Raw genomic sequence first — 23,353 nt, 5'->3', positions numbered from 1 at the left:
TCAGAAGAGGTAGCGCAGCGTGACGCTGGCGTTGCGCGGCGCGCCCCAGTAACCCTGGTTGTACATGCCAAGCTGGCTGTAGTAATGCTTGTCGAACAAGTTGTTGACGTTCGCCTGCAGCGACAGCTGGCGCGACAGCGCGTACTTCGCCATCAGGCTTGCCACGGCGTAACCGCCCTGCCCCACGCGCTTCGTGCCCTTCGGCCCGGTGGCGTCACGGTAGGCGCCGCTCTGCCAGTTCACGCCGCCGCCCACCGATAACGCGCGCCAGTCGCCAGGCATCTGGTAAGTGGAAAACACGCGCGCCAGCGTCTGCGGCACATAGCTGTTCAGGCGCCCGCCCGTGTTGTCCTCGGCCGCCGCGTGCGACACGCTGGCCGAGACGTTCCAACCCTGCGCCAGCTCGCCCGAGACATCCAGTTCCACGCCCTTGCTGGTGGTGCCGGCCGCCGCGTAATACGCCTGCGTCAGCGAATTGCCAACAAAATGCCCCGTGTCCTCCTGCGCCAGGCCATCTTGCGCGATGCGGAACACGGCCAGCGCCGCGTTCAATCGGCCGCCGAAATACTCGCCCTTCACGCCCGCTTCCACATTCTTGCCCTGCACGGGATCGAGGTAGCGGCCGAGCCGGTCCTGATAGCCCTGCGGCTTGAATATCTTGCTGTAGCTGGTGTACAGCGCATGCTGCGCGTCGATATCCCACACCAGGCCCGCATACGGCGTGACGGCATGCTTGGCATAGGCGTAGCTGCCGCCCCAGTCATCGACGTGGTCCGCCTTGTAGCGGCTGTAGCGCGCGCCGACGATCAGTTTCAAGGGATCGGCCAGCGAAAAGCGCGCCGTACCGTAGATGCCGCGCTGCTGCACCGTGTCGAGCAACTGCCAGCGCGAGAAACTCGGCGTGTTCCAGTCCGGCTCCGGCGCCACGCCCTGCCACTGGTAGAAATTGCCGTAATCGACGCTGCTGCCGGCAATACCCGGATTGCTGGAGAACTGGTTGCTGCCCGAGACGCCGAACGCCAGGTCGTGCGTGCGCCCCAGCAGTTGCACGGGGCCCTGCACATAGGCGTCGACGCTGTCCTGGCGCCGCGTGCCCGAGTAAAACCCGGCGTAGCCCGTCACGCCTTGCCCCGTGACCTTGTCCGGCCAGGTATTCGCGAAAAGCTCGGCAGCCGAATAATTGCCCCAGCCGTGATTCAGCATGGCCGTCAGGTTCCAGCCCTTGCCCAGGTCCTGCTCCAGGCGCAAAAAGGCCGTCTGGCTGGTGCTGAACCAGCGGCTCCAGGTGGTTGCCGTGGTGGCGGAACGGGGCAAGGTGGCCCGTTCGCCATCCGCATACCACAGCGGCAAGCCGCCATACATGCCGCCGCGCGGGCGATTATCCTGGTACTCATAGCCGGCAATCAGCACGCTGCCGGGCGCCAGGTCCGCTTCCACGGTGGCATACGCCATGGCCTTCTTGGCGTGATACAGGCTCACATACGATTCGCTGTCCTGGTAGCTGGCCACGACACGCCCGCGCACCTTGCCATCGCTGCTCAATGGCGAGGAGACGTCAGCGCTGGCGCGCGCATTGCTCCAGGAACCCAGGCTCAGGGTTGCATTCCCGGCGAGCTGACTCGATGACGCGCGCTTGCGCACCAGGTTGATGGTGGCCGACGGCTCGCCCGCGCCCGTCAGCAGGCCCGTGGCGCCGCGCACGATCTCGACCCGATCGTAGGCCGTCATGTCCAGGGTGCTGTCACCCACGCTGAACGCATTGTCGACCGTGGTGGGGATGCCATCGTATTGATAGCTGGCGATGGAAAAACCGCGCGCGAAGAACGAGGTGCGGTCGCTGTCGTAGCGATTGATGGCCACGCCGGCCGCGTTTTGCAGCACCTCTTCCACCGTTTGCAGGTTCTGGTCATCCATCTGCTGGCGCGTGACCACGCTGACGGCTTGCGGCGTCTCGCGCACGGACAGGCCCAGACGCGTGGCCGAGCGCATGGTCTGCGTCGTATAGGAACCGCTGCCTTCCGTCGCGCCGTTCGCATCAAAGCTGGCGCTGACCTTCATCTCGGGCATGGTCTGGCCGCCATCGGCCGCCGCCACGTCGAGCACATAACCGCCGTTCGCCTGCGGCACGGCGCGCAAGCCCGAGCCGGCGACGATGGCGCTCAGCGCTTGCGGCACGCTGTAGCTGCCCGCCAGGCCGGCGCTGCGCTTGCCCGCCACGGCGGCGGCCTGGTAGGAAATCATGGTGCCCGTCTCCTGGCCAAAGCGCACCAGCACCTGTTCCAGGGTACCGGCGGGTATCGCCAGCTCGATGCGCGCCGCATTGGCTGCCTGCGCAAGGGGTACGGCGGCCGAGGCGCCGCCGGCGGCGAGCAGCCACAGGGCCTGACTGACGGCCAGCGCCGCCACGCTGCGGCGGCATGTGCTGGAAATGGAAGAGGCGTAAATAGGTGTTGTGCTGGGCATGCGGACTGTTTTCCTGAAAGTGAATGAAGGGTTCACTCGCTATGTCACGCGAAAATCGAAAACCCCTCATTTTTTCGGAAAATAATCACGGGTGCTTCCGATGCGGCACCACGCTCACCCAGAAGCGCGTGCTCTGGCGCACGTCGACGGGCAAGGTGCGCGTCAGCATGTCGAGCACTTGCGTCGTGTCGGCCAGCGGATAGATGCCCGACACGCGCAGGTGGGCGATGGCGGGATCGCAGGCCAGGCGCCCTTGGCGATAGCGGGCCAGCTCGCCGACAAAATCGGCCAGCGGCATGTCGTGCGCCACCAGCATGCCGGCCGTCCACGCATCCGCACCGGCAGGCAAGGTTTGCACGCTACCGATCTGCGCCGCCGTGAAGCTGGCTTGCTGGCCGGCCTGCAGCCTGCGCACGGCGGCGGGCGCCTGTTCCGGCAGAATATCGACGGCGCCCGCGAACACACCCAGGTGCGTGCGTCCCCGTTCCGCGCGCACGGCAAAACGCGTGCCCACAGGCTGCAAGCGGCCTTGCGCCGTGCGCACGAAAAAGGGACGGCCAGCCGCATCGCGCGCCGTGCTGACCATGATCTCGCCTTTTAACAAGGTCACCAGGCGCTGGCCCGCATCGTAGCGCACGTCGATGCTGGACGCCGTGTTGAGAGCGATGCGCGTACCGTCTGCCAGCACGAGGTGGCGCAGCTCGCCCGTGCCGGTGCGGTAATCGGCCAGCCAGAAGGCCGCCTGTTCGTCGCCGCCCGCCAGCCAGGCGCCGCCGCCCACGGCCAGCAGCGCCAGCAGCTTGAGCGACTGCCGGCGCGCCGCGTTGGCCTGCGCATGCGCGGGCTTGCGCGCCAGGGTGCCGTGCGCCAGCGGCGCCGGCAAGGCACGCATGCGCGCCATGCAGCCTTCCACGTGCTGCCAGGCTTGCTCGTTTTCCGGGTCGCTGCCGCGCCAAGTGCGCCAGGCCTGCTCCACTTCGGGCGTGGCGTCTCCGGCCTGCAAGCGCACCAGCCATTCGACAGCCTGCAGGCTGGCCGCTTCCGGCCTCAGGGCGCCCATCACGGCGCCGACGGGGAAAAGAAGCACTGGTGCATGGCTTTGACCAGGTGGCGCTGCACGGTGGCCAGCGAGATGTTCAGTTCCAGCGCGATGGCCGCCTGCGGCATGCCGTCGAGCTGCGACAGCAGAAAAGCGCGGCGCACGGCGGGCGCCAGGCCGTCGAGGCGGCGGTCGATGTCGAACAGGGCTTCGAGCAGGATCGCCTGCGCCTCGGGATCGGGCGCGCACTGCGCGGGCAGGCTGGCCAGGGTTTCCAGGTAGGCCGCTTCCAGGTCGCGGCGGCGGTACAGATTGCCCAGCACGCCCTTGGCCACGGTGGTGAGGAAGGCGCGCGGCTCGCGCGCGGCGATGGCCTCGTCACGGTTCAGCAGGCGCATGAAGGTGTCGTGCGCCACGTCGGCCGCGTCAAACGCGTTGCCCAGCTTGTGCCGCAGCCAGCCTTGCAGCCAGCGGTGGTGATCGTGGTACAGGCTGCCCACCTCCTGGTGAACGCCGGGTTGGGCTGCCGACACGTTGTATGCTCCCTGGGTCGCAAATAATAATGATTCGCATTCTATATCTAGGCGGTGCTGCGGCGCAAGCGGCCTGCAAATGCCAGTTTGACGCGATTCTTTCCAAAATTGCCAGGCTGGCCGCGTCCGCCGGCGCAATGCACGGTGCAAGTTCTACCGGGCGCGCCCCGGTACGCGGCAATGATAGTATTGACAACATCACCCAGCCGGCCATCCTGGCCTGGCGTCCCTCCATTGAAAGGCAAACATGCTGTTATCTGAACTGCTGACCAAGCTGACCTGCGGTGACCTGGAAGGCGAGGAGCTCGACGCGGCCGTCACCGCCATCACCAACGCGCCGTCCGCGCCACGCGACGAGTGGATCGACAGCGATGCGCATGCCTACGCGGTGGCGATCCTCTGGCACCTGGCTGGCTATACGGCGTCGGGCGACAAGCTCGATGAGCTGCACGAACAGATACAGGACATGTTCGACGAATTCCCCGACTTTCCGTACGCAATGCTCGAGGGAGGCGACGGTAGCGCGCTGCCCTATTTCGAGTGGCTGGACGCGGAACTGGCGCAGCGCGCCGTGGACGAAGGCGGCTATGACCTGATCCAGATCGACGGCAACGGCACCGACCAGATGGATGCGCTGGTCGTGTACCGGCGCGATACAAACGACATCATCCAGGCGGCGGCATTGATGGGAGTGACGATAGGCCGCCCGCTCACCTACTATCGCGGCATCGAAGCGATGGTGGGCAAGCGGCCGGGGTAAGGATCAACGCCTATTGCATCGGCAAGGCCGCCACATCGACGGCCGGTGCCTGGCCCGTGGCCGGACGCGTGAAGTTCTGGCTGGTTTTCACGTAGTCGGCAAAGAAGCCGCCGTTACGCAGGTAGAACTTACCGTTTTCCAGGCCGCCCGCGTAATCCATGCGCTGCCCATTGGTGGCCGTGGCGTCGCCCGTGAACCTTCCCGCCGTCACTTCCGACCAGGCGCCTGAAACGTTCCTCGCCCACTGGTTGCCGAACTGGACGCGGCGCTCCGTATAGCCCAGGGTATCGATGAAGTTCTCGAGGAAGGAATGCACGCCCGTCAGATACGTGGAAATCGCCGGGCGCTTCCACGTGGCGATGTAGCGCCACTTGCCCGTCTCGGGCGCGTAGAACCAGGCCGAGTAGTCGCTGCCGCCTTTGCCGTCGGGCCGCGTGCGCGTGATGAAGCGGTACGTGGTGCCGGCCGCCCAGTTGTACGACAAATAAGTCTGGCCGCCCGTGCCTTCGCCGCCGAACGCGTTATCGACCACGCCGGCGCCCTTGCTGACCAGGGTGGTCTTCGCGCCATTGTCGGCGTCCCAGACGGAAAACAATATCCAGCGCTCGCTGGGCGACTTGACCTGGATGCCCATGTAGCCCTGGCCAAAGCCGTTGGCCATGAAATAGGAGCCGATGACGTCCTGGCCCTTGGGTATCGTCATCTCGTTATAGAAATACTCGGTATTGGCCGGCACCGTGTAACCCATGTGCACGGACGGGCCGCGCCGCGACCAGTAGTAATTGGCCGGGTCGTTGGCGTAATTAAGCGCCGCGTTCGCAGTCACCTTCAACGCGGCGACGTCGCCAAACGTGGCTTTTGCGCGCGTCACCCCCTGCAAGTCCACCTTCACATAGCCGGCCGCCGGCACATTGACCGTGCCCACGGCATAGGTCTTGCGGGCCTTGCCGGCCAGCTTGACGTCGAACGGCGCGCCATTGATCTTCACGCGGATGGTGCTGTTGCCGCCATCGGCCAGGCTGGCGTCGAGCGCCACCTGGACGGGGCCCGCGCCGGCCACGCGGAAATACGTGCTGGCGACGGCATCGGGATTGCTCCAGCCGGCCAGGCCATGTTCGCCGATGACGGCGCCCTTGTCTCCGCTGGTGATGAAGGCATTGCCGGCCAGTTCCACGGTGGCGGGCGTGACCGCTGTGGCCACGCCAGTGGCCAGCAAGGCGGTGCCGCCCATGTCCGGGGTAGCGGTGGCAGTGGCGCCGCCGCAGGCTGCCAGCAGCAAGGGCATGGCGGGAAGAACTGCGCAGAGTAATGAACTTCTGTGTTTCATCAACGTCTCCTGGTAGTACGGCGTGCAACAGGCGCAAGAAGTCCTGCGGCGTGCGCCGCGGTTGAAAAACGGATCGGGACAGAAAAAACCCGCTACGGCGGCAAGCGCGGTAGCGGGCGAATGGGGCTTAGTACTTGCCGTCGAGGGCGAAGACAGGCTTGCGCGATTTCCACTGCCCGCCCGTGAAGTCCGGGAAGTCCAGGGTCTGGAAGTTGGCGGCGATCGATTGCTCGGACAGGGGTGTGATGGCGCTCCACGTCACGGCATCGTAGATATCGATCGGCATCGGCGCACTGGCCTTCAGGGCTTCGACAAAGGCGTGGATGACGAAGAAGTCCATGCCGCCGTGGCCCGCGCCTTCCGCTTGCGCGGCATATTTGCGCCATACCGGGTGCTCATACTTGTCCTGGTAGGTCTTGAAGTCATCCCACTGGTGCGGCTTGCTGACGCCCTCGATATGGATGGCATTGTTCAAGTCCATCCACAGGCCGTCCGTGCCTTGCACGCGGAAGCCCAGGGAATACGGGCGCGGCAGGCTCGTATCGTGCTGCAGGATGATGGTTTCGCCGTTTTCGCACGCCAGGGTGGTGGTGACCACGTCGCCCAGCTTGAATTTCACCTTGGCGTTCGCATGCTGCGCGCCGCCCGGCTGCTTGACGATATAGTCGTGCAAGCCGCGCGCCTTGGTGGCGAAGGCGTTGATGCGCGTAAAACGGTTGCCGCGGTTGATGTTGGTGTACATGGCGCATGGGCCGATGCCGTGGCTCGGATACAGTTCGCCATTGCGCTCGACCGAGTGCTGCGTGCGCCAATGGGCTTCCGACCAGCCCTTTTCGCCGAATTCCACGCCGCCGCCATACGGCTTGGCCGGATTGCCGCTGTTGAATTTGACGGCGCGCAAATCGTGCTGGTAGCCGCCCTGCAGGTGCAGCAGTTCGCCGAACAGGCCCGCGCGCACCATCTGCAGCGCAGCCATCACGTCGCGGCGGTAGCACACGTTTTCCAGCAACATGTACGGCGTGCCCGTTTTCAGCTGGGTGTTCAGGACATCCCAGTGGTCTTGCAGGGTGATGCCGGCAACCACTTCGCAGCCGACGGCGATCTTCGCCTGCATGGCGGCGATCGCCATGGGCGCGTGGAATTCCCACGGCGTGGCGATGATCACGCCATCGAGGCCGCCCGCGTCCAGCATGCGCTTGTATGCTTTCTGGTCGCGGTCTTCGCCATACGTGCGCGGACGGGGCTTGCCGGCTTTGGCCACCTGGCCCAGCGCGTGTTTCAGCATGATCGGCTCGATATCGCACAGGGCGACCACTTCCACGTCGTCGCGGCGCACCAGTTCAGCCAGCAGCACCTGGCCGCGCATGCCCGTGCCGATCACGCCCAGGCGGACCTTGTCGCGGCCGGCCACGGGGGCGGCGTTGGCGTCGCCGGGCAGCAGTGCGCTGCCGGCCATGGCGCCACCGGCCAGCGCGGCGCTGGCGGAGAGGAAATTGCGTCGATTGATTTGTGTTGTCATTGGTCTCTACTCGCTTCCATTGGTAATGTTCGTCGCCGGCCCGCCATACAGCGGGCCGGCTGCAGTTTAATAGGTGTATTCAGCCGTGAAGCGCACCGAACGCGGCGCCGTGCGTCCATCGACCTGCAGGTAATTGCGGGAGATGGCGCCATGGTCTTCGCGCGTTTCGGTGTAGCGGGTCACGGTCTGGCTGTTGAACACATTGAAGACGTCCACTTTCAGGCTCAGGCCCTTGACGGCGCTGGGAGTATAGGCCACATTCATGTCCAGCTGGGCTTGCCACGGCAGGCGGCCCTGGCTGCCGCGCGGCGCCGGCTTGCCGTTGCAATAGAAGTAGGAATCGCCGTAGTCTTTCTCGAACCTCAGGTTCGCGGGCAGCGCGCCGATGCAGTTGCGCGGTGCGCCCGAGGTCAGCGACAGGTTGGCGCCCACCATCACGTCCGGGATGACCTGCATGAAACCGTAGGCCTTGAAGGCGTGGCGATGGTCGCCCGGCAGGTAGCCATACGCGTTGTACATCAGTTCCTTGTGGTCGTCGCTGACCGTCAGGCCCACGTCGCCGCCGCCGATGCTGTCCGTCTGGCCTTCCATATTGCCCTTCAGGCCGGACAAGGTGTAGGTCAGCTTGCCGTACCAGCCATTCGTGTACGGGTGCTCGATGAACATGTTCAAGGCGCGGTAGGTGCGCGATGGCAGCGGGTTGCCCCATTCCGCCGCCGAAATATCCACGCGGCGCAGGCCCTTGCCATCATCAAAGTCCACCATCAGGCTGTTGTCGCGGCCCGGGTTGATGATGGCGCACTGGAAGCCGCTCCATTTGCCCGTGTCGACGCCGTTGCGCGTGGCCCAGGCTTGCAGCGGACGCTCGTCGCAGACGTCGTCGTTGGTGTCGTTCAGCTTGCGGTACAGGAAGCTGGCGCCCACCACCAGCTTCTTGCTCAGGGCGCGTTCGAAGCCCAGCGAGAATTCATCCTGCGACAGCGGCTTCAGGCCCACGGCCGTCACCTCGCGCGCGTCGCGGCTCTGACCATACGCGTTGTTGGCCGAATACGGCTTGCTGATGGCGTGCAGGCCCGTCGGCGCGCCCGTGACGGGATCGACGCCCGTGTAGGTGAACATCTCGCTGGTGGCCAGGAAGGGGCTGGCCATGTTGCTCGACAAATTCGATGGCACCGGCAGGTGGTAGCGACCGCCGTTGGCGAAGAATTTCAGGGTGCCGTCGCCCAGGTAATCCCAGGTGGCGCCCACGCGCGGGGCGATCATGTTGCGCTGCGAAATGAAGGCCACGCCATCGGTGCTGTAGTTGGTAAACTGTTCGCGGCGCAGGCCCAGGTCCAGCAGCACCCGTTCCGTGACCTGGTAGTGATCCTGGATGTACTGCGCCGATTGCACGCTGGTCGGACGCGCCAGGTTGGCGTTCAATTCCTTGCTGACGTAATAGCCGTCCTTGCCGTAGCCGTTGCCCTGGGCCGGCGTTTCAAAGGCGCCGTTGATCAGGAGCGTCGGATCCTTGACCTTCTGGTACTTCCAGCGGTAGCCGCCGGCCAGGCTCAGGCCCACTTTCGATTCCACGTCGATGCGGTCGATGCCGCCGCGCAGCGAATGCTTGCCCAGCTTGTATTCCAGGTCCAGGCGCTTGGCTTTCTGGCGGTCTTCCGACGACGGGTCGACCAGAGTACCGGTCACCATTTGCGGATTGGTGTACGTCAGGCCAGGCACCTGGGTCGATTCATTCGACGACGTTTGCGCCAGCAGCGGATTGTAGCCTTCCGGGGTACGGCGGTGCGAAGTGCGCGACTGCCCCATCATCGCCGTCACCGTCAGGTTGTCCGTCAGGTAGCCCGTGTACTTGAAGATGTCGACATTCGCGCCCGGCGCGGCCGACGAGCCGCAGCAGTTGATGGTGGTCTCGCTCCCGCCGCCAGCCACGTTGTTGCGTTTCAAGGTGGCATAGTCAAAACCATAGCTCTGGCTGTCCGTAGTCGTGCGGTCATACAGCTTGGTATATTCAAAGTGATGGTCGTCCGTCAGGTTGTAGTCCAGCTTGGCCATCATGCGGTCAACCTTGCTCTTGCTCTCGCGCCAGCCGTTCGGCAGCACCTTGTCCACCAGGTCGTCGCGCGCACCGGCGACGGCGCCGCCGTCCGTGCGCGTCTGTTCCAGCGCCACGAAGGCGAACAGCTTGTTCTTGATCAGCGGTCCGCTGCCGTACAAGCCGACCACCTTGCTGGTGCTGCCGTTATCGCGGTTCCAGTACTTCAAGGTGCCATCCGTGTCCGGATTGGCGCCCGTGTTCGGGTAGTACCGGTTTTCCGTCGTGCCCTTCAGCGAGCGGGGGATGATGGAGACCTTGCCGCCGAATTCGACCTTGTTGCCGCCGCTCTTGGTGGTGATGTTGATCACGCCGCCCGTGGAGCGGCCAAATTCCGAACCGTAGCCGCCCGACAGCACCTGCAGGTTGGAGATCGCGCCGAACGGCAGCTCCGACGCGCCCACCTGGGTCAGGAGGTTGGTGATGGGGAAGCCGTTGACGTAGAACGCGTTTTCGGACTGGCCCGAGCCGCCGATCGACGGTGCATTGCCATACACGCTGTTGGTGCCGCGCGCCACGCCCGGCGTCAGCTGCACGATGGACGCGACGTCGTTGCCGACTGGCAGCGCCTTCAATTCCTTGGCCGTGAAGATCACGCCATTGTTGGTGTTCGACACGTCGATCGGATTGCGCGACGCCTTCACCACGACAGTCTGCTCCTGGCCCACGGGGCCAGCCGCGCTGGCCGGACCGAAGTTCGCTTCCGCGCCGGCGCCGATCAGGGCCTCGACTTCCTGCGACGCTTCCACCGAACCGGCACGCAGCACGCGCACCGCATAGCGGCCTGGCGGCATGGAGTTGGCCACATAGCGGCCCGACGTATCCGGCGTCAGGCTGCGCTGCACGCCCGTCGCCAGGTTTTCCAGCACCACGGTGGCGCCGGCCGGCGCGCTCACTTCGCCGAAAATGGTACTCGTGGCGTTCGACTGTGCCCAGGCCTGGCCTGGCACGCCGGCCGCCAGTGCGATCACGATCGCGGCGGCGCGGCTGATGTCGCGCAATTTGAGTCGGGTGCTATGCATGATGTCTCTCCGTCTATATCGAGGGTTATACGCGCCCTCCCCGCTCCAGGGCGGAGTCGGGGGAGCGCAATTTTTATGGTGGTCGTCGGCCGGTGCAGCCAGGCAGCTGCACCTTTCGGGAAATCAGTCCGTATCGGCTGATTTTCGTTTTCTTGGGATTACTTTAAAAAGAAAAATAAGTATCGTCAACAAAAAGAAAGTTAAAACGGTAATTTATCGCTCAATCGAGCAAATAAATGCAATTTATCTTTCGATTCAATCAGTGACGCGTCGAATAACTTTCGTTATCGTGGTGTGGCAGATACACGCGTCTGCAGGAAGGTGGCAAACAGAGGACGATACGGGCGGGAATCAGGGGAGGAAAACACGAAAGACGACAGGGCAAACGTCTTTCGCTTACGTTTATCTTTCGTATTGTGCATTTCGGAACATTGTCTTTTCTTTTCCATGGCAAAACCCCGGCCCGCCACAGGCAAGCTGGCGGACCGGGGCAGTGTCACGCCTTAAAAGAACTTGTAGCTGGCCGACAGGGCAAACTGGCGGCCGAACAGGTCCTGGCTATGGTTGTAGCCTTCCCAGCCGTTCGGGTCGTAGTACGGCTGCTTGTTGAACGCGTTTTTCACGTTCAGGCCCACGTCCAGGTGCTTGATCGGCTTCCAGCTGAATGCCAGGTTCACCGTCGTGTACGAGGGCGCCCCCTTGCACTGGCCGGCCGGCAGCGCCACGGAGGCGGCGGTGCAGTTTTCCGGCGTGTTGTCCTTGTCCCAGGGGCCATACGCCCAGCGCGTCTTGCCCGAATAGTTGATGAAGACACTGCTGACGAAGTTGCGGTAGCTCCAGTCGGCGTTGACGGTAGCGCGGTAGCGCGGCGAATCGTAGTAGCCGACGGTGTTGCCCTTGATGTCGCTGCCGTCTTCGCTGTCGTGGGTGTCGCGCTTGCGGATGGTGGCCGCAATGCCCGTACTCAGCTTGCCCATGTCTCCCAGCGAAAAGCGCGTGCGCGCATCGATGTCGACGCCGTCCATCAGGGTGCGGCCACGGTTCGAATACGAGTTGATCAAGCCGCCCAGGTTGCCCACCGAGTAGCCGGGCACGCCGCCAGCGCACACGCCCGCGTTGGCGGGATTGGCGCACATGGCCGCCACGGCCGCCACATTGCCACGGTCAGCGTCGGTCAGGTCATTGCGGATGGCGCTGGGCGTGCCGGCTAGGGTCGGACCGTATTTGTCCACCAGTTCCGTAAACAGCTCGTTGAAGTCCTGGCGCACGATTTCGTCGCGGCGGTTGATGAACCAGTAATCGATGGAGATGCTCACATCCTTGGCCGGCTGCAGCACCAGACCGACGGTGGAAATCTTGGCCTTCTCCGGACGCAGGTTCTGGTTCGGCGGCGTCAGGCCGCCCACCGTCGTCGAGCAATTCGAATTGAGCAGGCTCTTGCCCAGGTCCGCATCCGTCGCCACCTTGGACTTCATCAGCGCGCGCGCCATGGCATTCGTTTCATCGCAGCGCACCGTGTCGCGGATGCCGCCCACCTGCGCAAAGACGCCGCCCGTGCCCGATTCGGCCAGGTTGGGCGCGCGGAAGCCTTCAGAATACGTCCCGCGCAGCATCAGGTCGGGCCGCGCGCGCCAGATCACGCCCAGCTTGGGCGCTAGGTTGGCGGCGAAATGCGGATATTTGTCCAGGCGCGCGGCCGCATTCACTTCCAGTGTGTCGGAAAGCGGCACCACCACCTCGCCAAACACGGCGGCGATGGTGCGCCGGCCGTCGAACCAGGAACCGCCCTGTTGCGTGATCAGGCCATTGGCCGCATCCGTGTTGCCGGGCGTGAGAAAACTCTCCCGCATGACGTTGGTGCCCACGGCGGCGCGCACTTCGCGCTCGCCCAGCTTGAACAGGGTGCCTTCCAGCTTCGCATCCCAGGTCATCAGCTTGGTCCACGATTCGATGGCGAAGGTGGGATAGGCGGCGCGCAGCAGCGCCGCATTGGCCTCGCTGATTTCGCCGAACTTGTAGGCGGGATTGTCCGAAATGAACGTGCGGCCGCTGACGGGGTCTTTCGTGAACGGGCCGAATGCCTGTTCAAAACCCTTGATGTTGATGTTCGCCGTCTGGAACAAGGTGGAATGGCTGCCCGCCACGCTGAGCGCCGTTTCAAAATCCCAGCCGCCGCCGATGCTGCCGCGCAGGCCGACGAGCGCGCGGTAGTTTTCATCGACGTTCTTCTGGCCGAAGTGGCCCGTCGCATCCTGCAGCAGGTAGTTCAAGCCGGCCGCGCCGCCCATCTTGGCCACCATGTCGGCATCGAGCTTGCCTTTCAGGTAGACGTTGTTGGGACTCAGGAAAGGCGTGGCGAAGGTGTTCAGGGTATTGCCCGTGTTGCGGGCGAACCAGTTGTTCGTGCTGCCGCTGTTGAAGCTGGACGGGCCGTTTTCGCCGCGCATCTTGATGTGGGTGAAGGCGCCTTCCGCGAACGCTTCCAGGTCGCCGCCCAGTTTCAGCCGGCCGCTCAGATACGCCGTGGCCCGCTCCGAGGTAGGCCCCGTGTCGAGCTGGTTGGGCAGCGCATTCCACACGCAGCGCGTGCCCGACGCTTCCGTGATGCTGGTGTTGCAGCCAGGCGCGGCGCGCTGGGTGCGGGCATTGTTGTTGGCCTTGTCGAAGACAAAGAAGGTCCCCGGGTTCATCGTGCCCGGTTCGCTGCCGACGCCCACGCGCATGTTCGGGATGAAATTGGGATTATTCGCATAAAAATACGCGGGACGCTTCTGCCAAGTGTCGGCCAGCGCGATGCGGTCGCGCTGGTAGACGTTCACGGAACCGTAGATGTTGTAGCCGTCGTTGGCCAGGTCGCCCAGGCCATACAGCACGCTGGCCTGGCGCTCGCCATAGGACTTCACGCTGGGCGAAAACTCGCCGTTGGCGCGCGCTTCCAGCCCCTGATACGACTTCTTGGTGATGACGTTGATGACGCCGGCCACGGCATCGGAGCCATACACGGCCGACGCGCCATCCGTGAGGATTTCCATGCGCTCGATGGCGGCGGCGGGAATGGCGTCGATATTGACGAACATGGTCTGGAAACCGGCCGGCGCGCCATAGAACGACAGGCGGCGGCCATTCAACAGCACCAGGGTGCCCTGCGCGCCGAGGCCGCGCAGGTTCGCCTGCGAACCGCCGTCCGAGCCCGTGAACATCGAGCGGAAGTCCTGCTGCGCCGGACGGGCGGCGGGCAGGTTGTCGAGCACCTGCAGCAAGGTGAGCGCGCCCATGTTCTCGATCTGCTTGGCGTTGATCACCTGTACGGGCGACGCCGTTTCCGCGTTGATGCGCTTCAGGCTGGACCCCGTCACTTCGACGCGCGTCAGTTTCTCTTCCTCCGCTGCCAGCGCCGTTGACGCCAATCCTACCGCCACCATGGCGGCCATCAGTTTTTTCAAGTGCATTCCCATCTCCCTTTTTATCAGTGATTTGTTTTCGTCAGGTTGCAAGAGCCCCTCCCCGGTCCGAAGAGGGGCTCGTTTTTGGTGAAATGATGAAGTGAAGTTGCTTAGCGCGGCTTGACGGTCGCGCCTTCCGTGCCGGTCAGCACGGCGTTGGCCCAGTTGCCGCAGACTTGGGCCGGGTGGGCGCCGCGTGCGCCCAGGGTGCGCAAACTGAGCTGGCTCAGGCCGCGCACGTCGATTTCGGGTTTGACCACCCCGGGAGCCGTGACCAGGCCGCTGTCATACAGCAGCCGCTCACCGCTCCAGACCTGGAATTGCAAGCCGCCCGCGCTGCGGCAGCTATCGTCCACGCCCAGGTCGGCGCGCAGCAGATTCCAGTTGCCCGCCAGTTGCAAGTCGATGCGGCTGGCGGGGCCCACGCCGAGGCCCTTGCGGAACCACAGCCCGTTCATGCGCATTTCGGCTGCCTTGCCGGCTGGCCTGTCTTTCGCGATATGCTTCGGCAGCGCCAGGTCCGACAGATAGCGCTGCACCTCCTCGCCTTCGGCCACGCGGTGCTCGAGCACGCGGAATTCGGACAGGGTGACGGGCGCCACGTCGGTCGCCAGCGCCGCATCGAACGCGCGCGCCACCGGTGCGCCTTGCGCCGCCGTGACCATCGGGTCGGTGGACGCCGCGCCATCGCCTTCCGGATTTTGCGTGCTCATCACGCGGAAGCGCAGCAGGCGCCCGGCCGTGGCAGGGAAATTGATCGTCTGCGTGCCCTGTTCCAGTTTCAGGGTGCCACGCGCAAGCGGTGCGCCCCACTCTCCATTGTTGTCGCCGATGTAGATTTCATAGTCGCGCACCTGGCCATGCTTCCAGTGCTGGTCGTTGCGCGGCGCCAGTTCGATGCCGTCGACCAGGCGCCGCTCCGTAAAGCCGATCACCCATTCGTGCGGCCCGCTCTTCACGGACGGACTGCGCACGGTGCGGAACCACGTCTCCGGCTTGCCGTCGAAGGCGTTTTCCAGCGGATAGCCATTTTCCTCAAACGGACGTCCCACCACCTGCATGGCATCCGCCGGCAAGGCGCGGCCCGGCACGGGTGCGGCCGGGAAATCTGCATCGATTCTCGCCACGGCCAGCGCGCCGGCCACTTGCAAGGTCAAGGCCTGGCGGATATCCTGCGCCGCCACCTTCACGTGCAGGGTGCCCTGGCGGTCGGAAGCATCGAAATACCAGCCCTCTGCCGCCTTGTCGTAGACGGCGCGGTTGCCGGCTGCCGCGATCAGCCGTTCGCCGGCCCGCACGGCGGCCGGGGCCTGGCCCGCCAGCATGCGCAGCGCGTAGCCGCGGCGCGCTTCCTGGCCCTGGTACTGGCCATCGACAGCGCCGATGTCGACCTGCACGTCGCCGCCCGTCTGGCGCATGCGGATGACTTGCTGGCTGAAGGCGCCGCCCTGGTACTGGCGCGTGTTGCCATCGTCTTCATACAGCGTGTATTCGGAATCGCCGTGCGGGTAGATATCGAGCGTGAGCTGATCCTTCGGCTTCTGGCCGTCGTACAGCATTTCCGGATACATGGGCAGGATGGCGCCGGCCCGCACGAACACGGGCAACTTGTCCAGCGTGACCTGCATATCCAGGTCGCGCCCTTTCGCGTCCGCCATGGCCTGGCGGCCGTCCCAGTAGTCGTACCACGTGCCCTGCGGCAGGTGGATGCCCTTGCGCCAGCCGCCGCTGACGGCCTGGCTGCGGTAGACGGGCGCCACCAGCACGTCGCGGCCCAGGAGGAACTGGTATTTATAGGCTTCCGTGTAGGCGGCCGGGTCTTGCGGGTAATCCCACATCAGGCCCCGCACCAGCGGCGCGCCCGATTGCTCCGCTTCGCGCACCAGCGTATACATATACGGCGTCAATCGCATCTTGAGTTTCAAGTAGCGGCGGTTGATGTCGCGGTACGGCTGCTCGAACCACCACGGATGCTTGCGCTCGGCCGCGGCCCAGCCGGACATGCCCATCAGGACGGGCGTAAAGCTTTTCCACTGCAAGTCGCGCAGATAGGTTTCCGGGCTGCCGCCAAAGATGGCGTCCACGTCGCCGGACGCATACGCCTGGCCGGACAGGCCCGAGCCGATCAGGGTCGGGATGTGCCAGCGGATGTAGTCCCAACTGGCGCTCTGGTCGCCCGTCCACGCCACGGCGTAGCGCTGGATGCCGGCCCAGCCCATCACCGTCCACAGGAACGGACGGCTGTCGGAGTTGTTCAGGATGCCGTCGTAGGCCGACTTGTTCGCATCCATGGCGAACTGGTAGCCCTTGCCCGTCCACGCCACGTCCAGCTTTTGCACGCGGCTGCCCGCCTGGCCCACTTCCCACGCGATCTTGTCGACGCCGTTTTCCGTCCACAGACCCGTGCGGAAGCCATAGCCGGCCAGGCCCTTCACGGTTTCCGGCAAATTCGTGTAGCCGCAGCCATAGCCGTCGTTGGGCAGAATCCAGCCGCCCGGCATGTCGTGCTCGCGGTACTGGCGCGCCACGCTTTCCACCACGTCCGGCGTCTTGCCGGTCGGGCCATCGGTCCAGCCCTTCGGCACGGAACCGGGCTTTTTCACGTTGTCGCCATCGTTGTAGCAATCGGCGTCGCCGTATTCCAGCGCCCAGCGAGGCAGCATGCGGGCGCGGCCCGTCAAGTCCGTGTAGCGGGCGACGACGTCGCGCACGTCCTTGCCGACGAAGAAATACGCGTCATAGCGGCCTTCCGCGTGCTGCAGCGAGATCTGTTCCTTGTCGCGCAAGTCGTAGTTCCCGTCGGACCAGGTATTGCGCAGCATGCCCCAGCCCCGTGAACTCATGAGAAATGGCGCGGGATTCGGCCGGTCGCCCTCTTCCCAGCCGCCCGAATACGACACGGGCACCTGCTTGCCCTTGAATTCGAAGCGGCCATTCTGCTGGCCGCCGCCAAAGTATCGTTCGCCGGGCAAGCTGGAAAGCACCTGCACGCCCTGCTTGTCGTCGAGCGACAGCGGCTGCACTTCGCGCCACAGGGGCACCGCGTCGCCCTTGCGGTACAAGGTAAAGCGCAGCGGCTTGCGGTCGATGCGCAGGCTCAGGGCTTCGGTGCTGATCAGGATATGGCCGGGCTGTTCGTCGATCTGGTATGCCACCTGTGCGGCCGGCTGGCCCACGACGATGGGCGCGGCCTTATCGCCGGGACCCGTCAAGCCCCCCTTGCCGCCCGCCTGGATGCGCAGCACGTCCGCCTGCGGCAGGCTGATACGCAGCTGCATGCCCGTGTCGCTGCGCACCTCCCAGCCCAGCGCCTCGCCCTTGGCCACGTCGGCCGGGTGCACGGCGGAGAGCGACTGCAGATTGCCGATGGTCGCGGCCTGCAAGCCAGGCGCAGACAGGGTGGCAAGGGCGGCGAGGACACAGGCGGCAAGGAGGCGGCGGGGAAGCGGGAGAGGTTTCATCGGCTGGCTTTCAGAAGTAATTCAATGAAATTACTTTAAGAAGAAAAATAAATATCGTCAACCAAAAGAAAGTTTTGGCGCCAATTTATTAATAAAATACCTAAAATCAGCTCATTTATCTTACGTTTTACTAAAAAATTACGATACATACTTTCGTTATCGTCGCATTTCAGCGACATGCCGCGCCGCCACACGCTTTCACGCTGCACTGCAGCACGCTCCGACACCGTTAAAACGACACTATTTCGCAAGTCGATTAAAAATTTACTTTCGTTTTACTTTCGTATTTGACTTTTCGAAATTTAGTATTTATGCTTTCTCCAACAAACACTTTACTGACACTCCATGACTACCCTTCTTCAGCGTGACATTCAAACCTGGCGCGACATCGGCGGCCTGCACACGGCCGAGGAAATCGCCCACCAGCCAGCCATCTGGCGCGCGCTGTCCGGCATTTTGCGCAACGAGCAAGCCAGCCTGGCCGCCTTCCTGGGCGACGCGCTGTCCAATCCGCAGCAACGCGTCATCCTGACGGGCGCCGGCAGCTCGGCCTATGTGGGCGAAATCGTCGTCGATACCCTGAACGCGGCCTGGCCTGCGCAGATCCGCGCCATCGCGACCACGACCCTGCTGACACACCATGAGCTGTACCTGGAAGCGGATGCGCCCACCCTGCTCGTCTCGTTTGCCCGCAGCGGCGACAGCCCGGAAAGCCTGGCGGCCGTGGAACTGCTGCGCCAGGTCGTGCCCGGCGCGCGTTTCCTGAACATCACCTGCAACGCCGACGGCAAGCTGGCGCGCCAGGGCGCCAACGACGGCAACACCTATAACCTGCTGATGCCGGAAGGCAGCTGCGACCGCGGCTTCGCCATGACCAGCAGCTTTACCAGCATGCTGCTGGCGGCCCTGTCGGTGCTGGGCAAGGACACGGATTTGCAGCGTCTGGACACCCTGGCGCAACTGGGCGAGCAAGCCTTGCGCGACTGGTCGGCCCCCGTGGCGCAGCTGGGTTCAACACCCGTGCAGCGCGTCGTCTACCTGGGCAGCGGCCCGCTGGAAGCGCTGGCCAAGGAAGCGGCCCTGAAAATCCTGGAATTGACGGGCGGCCGCGTGATGGCGATGGCGAATACGCCGCTGGGTTTCCGCCACGGCCCGAAATCGGCCGTCACCACGGAATCGCTGGTGATCCTGCTGCGCAGCAGCAAGCCGCTGGCGCGCCAGTACGAAGACGACCTGCTGAAAGAACTGCAGCGCGACAGCGTGGCGCAGCGCTGCCTGACCGTAGGCATCGGCGGCGACTTATCTGCCAACTTAGCGGCCGATGCGCCGGCCTGGCCCGACGCCTGGCTGGCCCCTCTGTGGCTGCTGATGGCGCAGCAATATGCACTGCACCAGTCCGCGCTGCTGCAACTGCGCCCCGACAATCCATTCGCCGGCGGCATCGTCAACCGTGTCGTACAGGGCGTCACCATCTATGGCCATGACCAATTCTAATCACATCGCCGGCTACCACGGCATCGACATCGGCGGCAGCAAGATGGAGCTGGTCGCCTTTGCCGACCGCGACGGCGCGCTGGCCGAGGTGTTCCGCGAACGGGTGGCCACGCCGGGCGACGATTTTGCCGCCTTCGTGCAGGCCATCGTCGACCTGGTGGCGCGCGGCGACGCCGCCCTGGGCACGACGGCGCCCGTCGGCATCGGCTTGCCCGGCGTGATCGACAGCGCCAGCGGACGCCAGCTCAGTTCCAACGTGCCGGCCCTGAACGGCCGCCTGGTGGCGCAAACCCTGCAACAAGCCTTGCAGCGCCCTGTCGCCATCGGCAACGATTGCCAGTGCTTCGCCCTGTCGGAAGCGCAGGGCGGCGCGGCCGACAATGCCGCCAGCATGTTCGGCGCCATCCTCGGCACGGGCGCCGGCGGCGGCTATTGCGTGGGCGGCCAGCTGCTGCGCGGCTTTAACGGCGTGGCCGGCGAATGGGGCCACTGGAGCCTGCCCGCCACCCTGCTGGCGCAGCACGGCCTGGCCGAATACCCCTGCCCGTGCGGCAAGGCGGGCTGCCTGGAACGCTATGTCTCCGGACCCGCCATGCGCAAGCTCCACGCGCATTTCGGCGGCGACGGCGCCGAACCGCTGGCCATCGTAGCGCGCGCCAACATGGGCGACGCCGTGGCCCAGCGCACGGTCGCCGTGCACCTCGATGTGCTGGGCCACGCGCTGGCCGGCCTGGTCCTGGCCTACGACCCGCACGTCATTGTGCTCGGCGGCGGCTTGTCCAAGCTGCCGCACCTGTACGACAAGCTGCCGGCCGCCGTCAAGCGCCACCTGTTCCCCGGCGTGCACGTGCCGCCTATCCTGCCGCCCCGCTTTGGCGACGCCGGCGGCGCGCGCGGCGCGGCCCTTTTGATACGACAACATACAAAGGCCTAAACATGATGACGCAAGCGGAAAACCCGACTTTTACCCTGTCCCCGATCCAGCAAGTGATCAAGGCGCACCGCCGCGGCGAGCGCGTGGGGCTGTACGCCGTCTGCTGCAGCCATCCGAGCGTGCTGCGCGCCGCCATGCGCGTGGCCAGCGAATACGACACCGTGCTGCTGGTCGAAGCGACCTCGAACCAGGTCGACCAGTTCGGCGGCTACACGGGCATGACGCCGGCCGTTTTCCGCGACACCATGCTGGCCCTGGCCCGCGAACAGGGCTTCCCCGCCAGCCGCCTGGTGCTGGGCGGCGACCATCTGGGTCCGAACGCCTGGCAGCACCTCGATGCGGCCACCGCCATGGACCATGCCGAAACCCTGATCGCCGCGTATGCGTCGGCCGGTTTCCATAAAATCCACCTCGATTGCAGCATGCGCTGCGTGGATGACCCCTTGCAGCTCGACGATGAAACCGTGGCTGCCCGTTCCGCGCGCCTGTGCATCGTCGCCGAGGAAGCGGCCGCCGCCGCAGGCTTTGCGCCGCCCGTCTATGTGATCGGCACGGAAGTGCCGATTCCTGGCGGCGAAGCGTCGCTGGCGCAGGCCGGCGCCGTCACCAGCCCGCAAGCGGCGCGCCGCACCCTGGACGTGCACCGCCGCGCCTTCCTCGACAACGGCCTGCATGGCGCCTGGCGCCGCGTCATCGCCATGGTGGTGCAGCCGGGCGTCGATTTCGACCAGAGCAGCATCCAGCACTACGATGCGGATGCCGCCGCCGAGCTGTCGGCCTTTGTCGCCGAGCAGCCTGGCCTCGTGTTCGAAGCCCATTCCACCGACTACCAGCGCGAAACGGCGCTGCACGCCATGGTGCGTGACCATTTCGCCATCCTGAAAGTGGGCCCTGCCGCCACTTTCGCCCTGCGCGAGGCGCTGTTCGCCCTGTGCCAGATCGAGGAAGAACTGCTGCCGGCGCACGCGACCTCGCAGCTGATGCAGGTGCTCGACGACGTGATGGTGGCCAAGCCGAAGAACTGGATCAAGCATTACCTGGGCACGCCGGAAGAGCAGCGATTGATGCGCCGCTACGGCTTGAGCGACCGTTGCCGCTACTACTGGGGCGAGCCGGAAGTGGCGGCCGCCGTCGGCAAGCTGCTGGCCAACCTGGACGCCGTGGCCATTCCGCTGCCGCTGCTGAGCCAGCATTTGCCGGAACAGTACCTGGCCGTGGTGCAGGGCAGCCTGCAAGCGCAGGCACCGGCCTTGATCGAGCACAAGATCGGCAGCTTGCTGGCGCAATATGCGCGCGCCTGCAACCGCAATGCGGCAGTCCCCGTCATTGCCGAAGCGGCAATCTGTTAAGCTCGGTATTTTCATTTTTTACTGAGCCCGCCACCATGCGAAATACCAGCCAACGCCGTGAATCCATCCTCCAAATGCTTGCCCAGCAGGGCTCGGTGCAGGTGACCGATCTGGTGGAAAAGCTCGGCGTGTCCGCGGTCACCATCCGCAGCGACTTGAATGCGCTGGAAGCGCAAGGCATGGCCACGCGCAGCCACGGCGGCGCGACCCTGACGCGCACGCCGCCGCCCGAGCACACGATACGCCAGAAGGATGCCATCAACCACGAGCAGAAGGAGCGCATCGGCGCCTACGCGGCGCGGCTGGTGGAACCGGGCGACAACATCATCATCGACTCGGGCACCACCACCATCTCGCTGGCGCGCCATCTGCGCGACGCCACGGGCGTGACGGTGGCGACGAATGGCCTGAACATCGCGTGGGAACTGGCCGACGCGCCCGGCGTGGACCTGATCCTGACGGGCGGCCTGCTGCGCAAGCAATCGCTGTCGATCCAGGGCAGCCAGGCCGAGACCTGTTTGCAGGCGTACAGCTTCGACAAGCTGTTCCTGGGCGTGGACGGCTTCGACCTGCAGTTCGGCGTCACCACCCACCACGAAGCGGAAGCAAGCCTGAACCACAAGATGGTGGAACGGGCGAAGAAAATCATCGTCCTCACGGACGCCTCGAAGTTCGGCCGCGTCAGCCTGCACCGCATCGTGCAGCTGGACCGCGTCGATACCGTCATCACCGATGCCAGCATCAGCCAGGAGTACCGCGAAGGGCTGCAAAAGCTGGGCATCGAACTTTTTATAGCGGAATAACACATGCTGAGCGGCAGAATCCTTACCCCATCTGGCTGGATCACGGGCACCATCACCTTTGACCAGCGCATCGTCCAGATACAAGAAGACCCTGCCGCCGACAGCGCGCTGACCATTCTGCCCGGCTTCATCGACCTGCACGTGCACGGCGCGGCCGGCGTCGACATCATGGAAGGCGACGACGCGGGCGCCACCGTGGCGCAGGTGCATGCGCGCCACGGCACCACGGCCCTGCTGGGCACCACCCTGACGGCGAAGGAGCCGTCGATCCTGCGCGCCCTGCAAGGCCTGGCCGGCGTCATCGCCGAGCGCCCGGCCAACGGCGCGCGCATGCTGGGCGTGCACCTGGAAGGCCCGTTCCTGAATTTGCACCGCCTGGGCGCGCAGCCGCCCGACGTGGTGCAGGCCAGCCTGGCGCTGGTGCAGCGCTTCCACGCCATCGCCCCCATCAAGGTCTTGACCATGGCGCCGGAAATCCCCGGCCACCTGGAACTGATCCCGCAGCTGGCGGCCATGGGCATCCGCGTGCAGATCGGCCACAGCGCCGGCACGTATGACGAAGGCGTGGCGGCGCTCAACGCCGGCGTCTCCGGTTTTACCCACCTGTACAACGGCATGACGGGCATGACCCATTACGACCCGGGCATGGTGGGCGCGGCGCTCGCGCACGCCGAATACGCGGAAATCATCCCCGACCTGCAGCACGTGGCCAAGGGCGCCCTGCGCGCGGCCCTGCGCGCCATCCCCCGCCTGTACGGCGTGACGGACGCCACCTCGGCCACCGGCATGCCGGACGGCGAATACGGCCTGGGCACGCAGCGCGTCTACAAATGCCTGGGCTGCGTGCGCCTGGCCACGGGCTCGCTGGCCGGCAGTGTGCTGACCATGGATCAGGCCCTGCGCAATTTCGTCGACCTGGGCCTGGATCTGGCCGACGCCTCGAACCGCTTGTCGCTGTACCCGGCCGACTACCTGGGCGAATCCGAACGGGGCCGCCTGGCGCCCGGCGCCTGGGCCGATATCGTCGTCCTCGATTCCACATTACAGCCAGTGTCCGTCTTCGTCGAAGGCGCGGCCATCGATCTTTCCACCCGCTAGATTCAGTCTCTAGACC

14 protein-coding genes are annotated in these 23,353 nt (G+C 65.0%); 6 read left to right on the top strand and 8 right to left on the bottom strand.

All coding sequences use genetic code 11. The features are described from left to right. The 3 genes from O3300_RS01345 to O3300_RS01335 all read right to left on the bottom strand — a co-directional run bounded on the left by O3300_RS01345 (position 1) and on the right by O3300_RS01335 (position 4,035). Positions 1 to 2,463: a TonB-dependent receptor gene (locus O3300_RS01345; RefSeq protein ID WP_305051747.1), complete on the bottom strand. Its 2,463-nt coding sequence runs from the start codon at positions 2,461 to 2,463 to the stop codon at positions 1 to 3. A gap of 85 nt (positions 2,464 to 2,548) precedes the next feature. Beyond that, positions 2,549 to 3,523: a FecR domain-containing protein gene (locus O3300_RS01340; RefSeq protein WP_305051746.1), complete on the bottom strand. Its 975-nt coding sequence runs from the start codon at positions 3,521 to 3,523 to the stop codon at positions 2,549 to 2,551. Next, positions 3,523 to 4,035 carry a sigma-70 family RNA polymerase sigma factor gene (locus tag O3300_RS01335; protein ID WP_305051745.1) on the bottom strand — a complete coding sequence of 171 codons (513 nt, stop codon included), beginning with the start codon at positions 4,033 to 4,035 and terminating at the stop codon, positions 3,523 to 3,525. The genes O3300_RS01340 and O3300_RS01335 overlap by 1 nt, the downstream gene beginning before the upstream one ends. Positions 4,036 to 4,282: 247 nt before the next feature. Between O3300_RS01335 and O3300_RS01330 the strand changes: the two genes are divergently transcribed. Beyond that, positions 4,283 to 4,795, top strand: a complete 513-nt coding sequence (locus O3300_RS01330) for a hypothetical protein (RefSeq protein ID WP_289898156.1) — start codon at positions 4,283 to 4,285, stop codon at positions 4,793 to 4,795. A gap of 10 nt (positions 4,796 to 4,805) precedes the next feature. Here O3300_RS01330 and O3300_RS01325 read toward each other — a convergent pair whose 3' ends face one another. The 5 genes from O3300_RS01325 to O3300_RS01305 all read right to left on the bottom strand — a co-directional run bounded on the left by O3300_RS01325 (position 4,806) and on the right by O3300_RS01305 (position 17,659). After that, complete coding sequence (locus tag O3300_RS01325) at positions 4,806 to 6,122, bottom strand: DUF3472 domain-containing protein (protein WP_305051744.1); 1,317 nt, start codon at positions 6,120 to 6,122, stop codon at positions 4,806 to 4,808. Between the two features lie 127 nt (positions 6,123 to 6,249). Continuing rightward, positions 6,250 to 7,641, bottom strand: a complete 1,392-nt coding sequence (locus O3300_RS01320; RefSeq protein WP_305051743.1) for a Gfo/Idh/MocA family protein — start codon at positions 7,639 to 7,641, stop codon at positions 6,250 to 6,252. 66 nt (positions 7,642 to 7,707) lie between these two features. Continuing rightward, a complete protein-coding gene (locus O3300_RS01315) occupies positions 7,708 to 10,755 on the bottom strand; it encodes a TonB-dependent receptor (protein ID WP_305051742.1) in 3,048 nt (1,015 codons plus the stop codon). Positions 10,756 to 11,258: 503 nt separating this feature from the next. After that, complete coding sequence (locus O3300_RS01310) at positions 11,259 to 14,204, bottom strand: TonB-dependent siderophore receptor (protein ID WP_305051741.1); 2,946 nt, start codon at positions 14,202 to 14,204, stop codon at positions 11,259 to 11,261. Between the two features lie 104 nt (positions 14,205 to 14,308). Further along, positions 14,309 to 17,659 (bottom strand): TIM-barrel domain-containing protein, encoded by a 3,351-nt coding sequence (locus O3300_RS01305; RefSeq protein ID WP_305051740.1) that lies wholly within the window; start codon positions 17,657 to 17,659, stop codon positions 14,309 to 14,311. A 345-nt stretch (positions 17,660 to 18,004) separates the two neighbouring features. Here O3300_RS01305 and O3300_RS01300 point away from each other — a divergent pair, with 345 nt between their 5' ends. Genes O3300_RS01300 through O3300_RS01280 form a run of 5 tightly spaced genes read left to right on the top strand, consistent with a single transcriptional unit; the run spans position 18,005 to position 23,337 of the window. Beyond that, on the top strand, positions 18,005 to 19,153 hold the full coding sequence (locus O3300_RS01300) for an SIS domain-containing protein (RefSeq protein WP_305051739.1): 1,149 nt from the start codon (positions 18,005 to 18,007) through the stop codon (positions 19,151 to 19,153). Continuing rightward, on the top strand, positions 19,140 to 20,087 hold the full coding sequence (locus O3300_RS01295) for an ROK family protein (protein ID WP_305051738.1): 948 nt from the start codon (positions 19,140 to 19,142) through the stop codon (positions 20,085 to 20,087). Before O3300_RS01300 ends, O3300_RS01295 begins: the two co-directional genes overlap by 14 nt. Before the next feature lie 5 nt (positions 20,088 to 20,092). Next, positions 20,093 to 21,436, top strand: a complete 1,344-nt coding sequence (locus O3300_RS01290) for a D-tagatose-bisphosphate aldolase, class II, non-catalytic subunit (RefSeq protein ID WP_305053118.1) — start codon at positions 20,093 to 20,095, stop codon at positions 21,434 to 21,436. 35 nt (positions 21,437 to 21,471) lie between these two features. Then, entirely contained in the window at positions 21,472 to 22,239 is a 768-nt protein-coding gene (locus tag O3300_RS01285) for a DeoR family transcriptional regulator (protein WP_034781637.1), read from the top strand. Between the two features lie 3 nt (positions 22,240 to 22,242). Beyond that, on the top strand, positions 22,243 to 23,337 hold the full coding sequence (locus tag O3300_RS01280) for an N-acetylglucosamine-6-phosphate deacetylase (protein ID WP_305051737.1): 1,095 nt from the start codon (positions 22,243 to 22,245) through the stop codon (positions 23,335 to 23,337). Positions 23,338 to 23,353 lie beyond the last annotated feature (16 nt).

This window comes from Janthinobacterium sp. SUN206, assembly GCF_030587305.1.
GTDB classification, from domain to species: domain Bacteria; phylum Pseudomonadota; class Gammaproteobacteria; order Burkholderiales; family Burkholderiaceae_D; genus Janthinobacterium; species Janthinobacterium kumbetense.
This window is presented reverse-complemented; position numbering and strand designations above follow the sequence as displayed.

Excerpts from the sequence above, each read along its gene's own strand:
- O3300_RS01295 (WP_305051738.1), top strand. The coding sequence starts at position 19,140 with ATGACCAATTCTAATCACATCGCCGGCTACCACGGCATCGACATCGGC.
- O3300_RS01310 (WP_305051741.1), bottom strand. The coding sequence starts at position 14,204 with ATGCACTTGAAAAAACTGATGGCCGCCATGGTGGCGGTAGGATTGGCG.
- O3300_RS01345 (WP_305051747.1), bottom strand. The coding sequence starts at position 2,463 with ATGCCCAGCACAACACCTATTTACGCCTCTTCCATTTCCAGCACATGC.
- O3300_RS01330 (WP_289898156.1), top strand. The coding sequence starts at position 4,283 with ATGCTGTTATCTGAACTGCTGACCAAGCTGACCTGCGGTGACCTGGAA.
- O3300_RS01300 (WP_305051739.1), top strand. The coding sequence starts at position 18,005 with ATGACTACCCTTCTTCAGCGTGACATTCAAACCTGGCGCGACATCGGC.
- O3300_RS01290 (WP_305053118.1), top strand. The coding sequence starts at position 20,093 with ATGACGCAAGCGGAAAACCCGACTTTTACCCTGTCCCCGATCCAGCAA.
- O3300_RS01315 (WP_305051742.1), bottom strand. The coding sequence starts at position 10,755 with ATGCATAGCACCCGACTCAAATTGCGCGACATCAGCCGCGCCGCCGCG.
- O3300_RS01280 (WP_305051737.1), top strand. The coding sequence starts at position 22,243 with ATGCTGAGCGGCAGAATCCTTACCCCATCTGGCTGGATCACGGGCACC.
- O3300_RS01325 (WP_305051744.1), bottom strand. The coding sequence starts at position 6,122 with ATGAAACACAGAAGTTCATTACTCTGCGCAGTTCTTCCCGCCATGCCC.
- O3300_RS01305 (WP_305051740.1), bottom strand. The coding sequence starts at position 17,659 with ATGAAACCTCTCCCGCTTCCCCGCCGCCTCCTTGCCGCCTGTGTCCTC.
- O3300_RS01285 (WP_034781637.1), top strand. The coding sequence starts at position 21,472 with ATGCGAAATACCAGCCAACGCCGTGAATCCATCCTCCAAATGCTTGCC.
- O3300_RS01320 (WP_305051743.1), bottom strand. The coding sequence starts at position 7,641 with ATGACAACACAAATCAATCGACGCAATTTCCTCTCCGCCAGCGCCGCG.
- O3300_RS01340 (WP_305051746.1), bottom strand. The coding sequence starts at position 3,523 with ATGGGCGCCCTGAGGCCGGAAGCGGCCAGCCTGCAGGCTGTCGAATGG.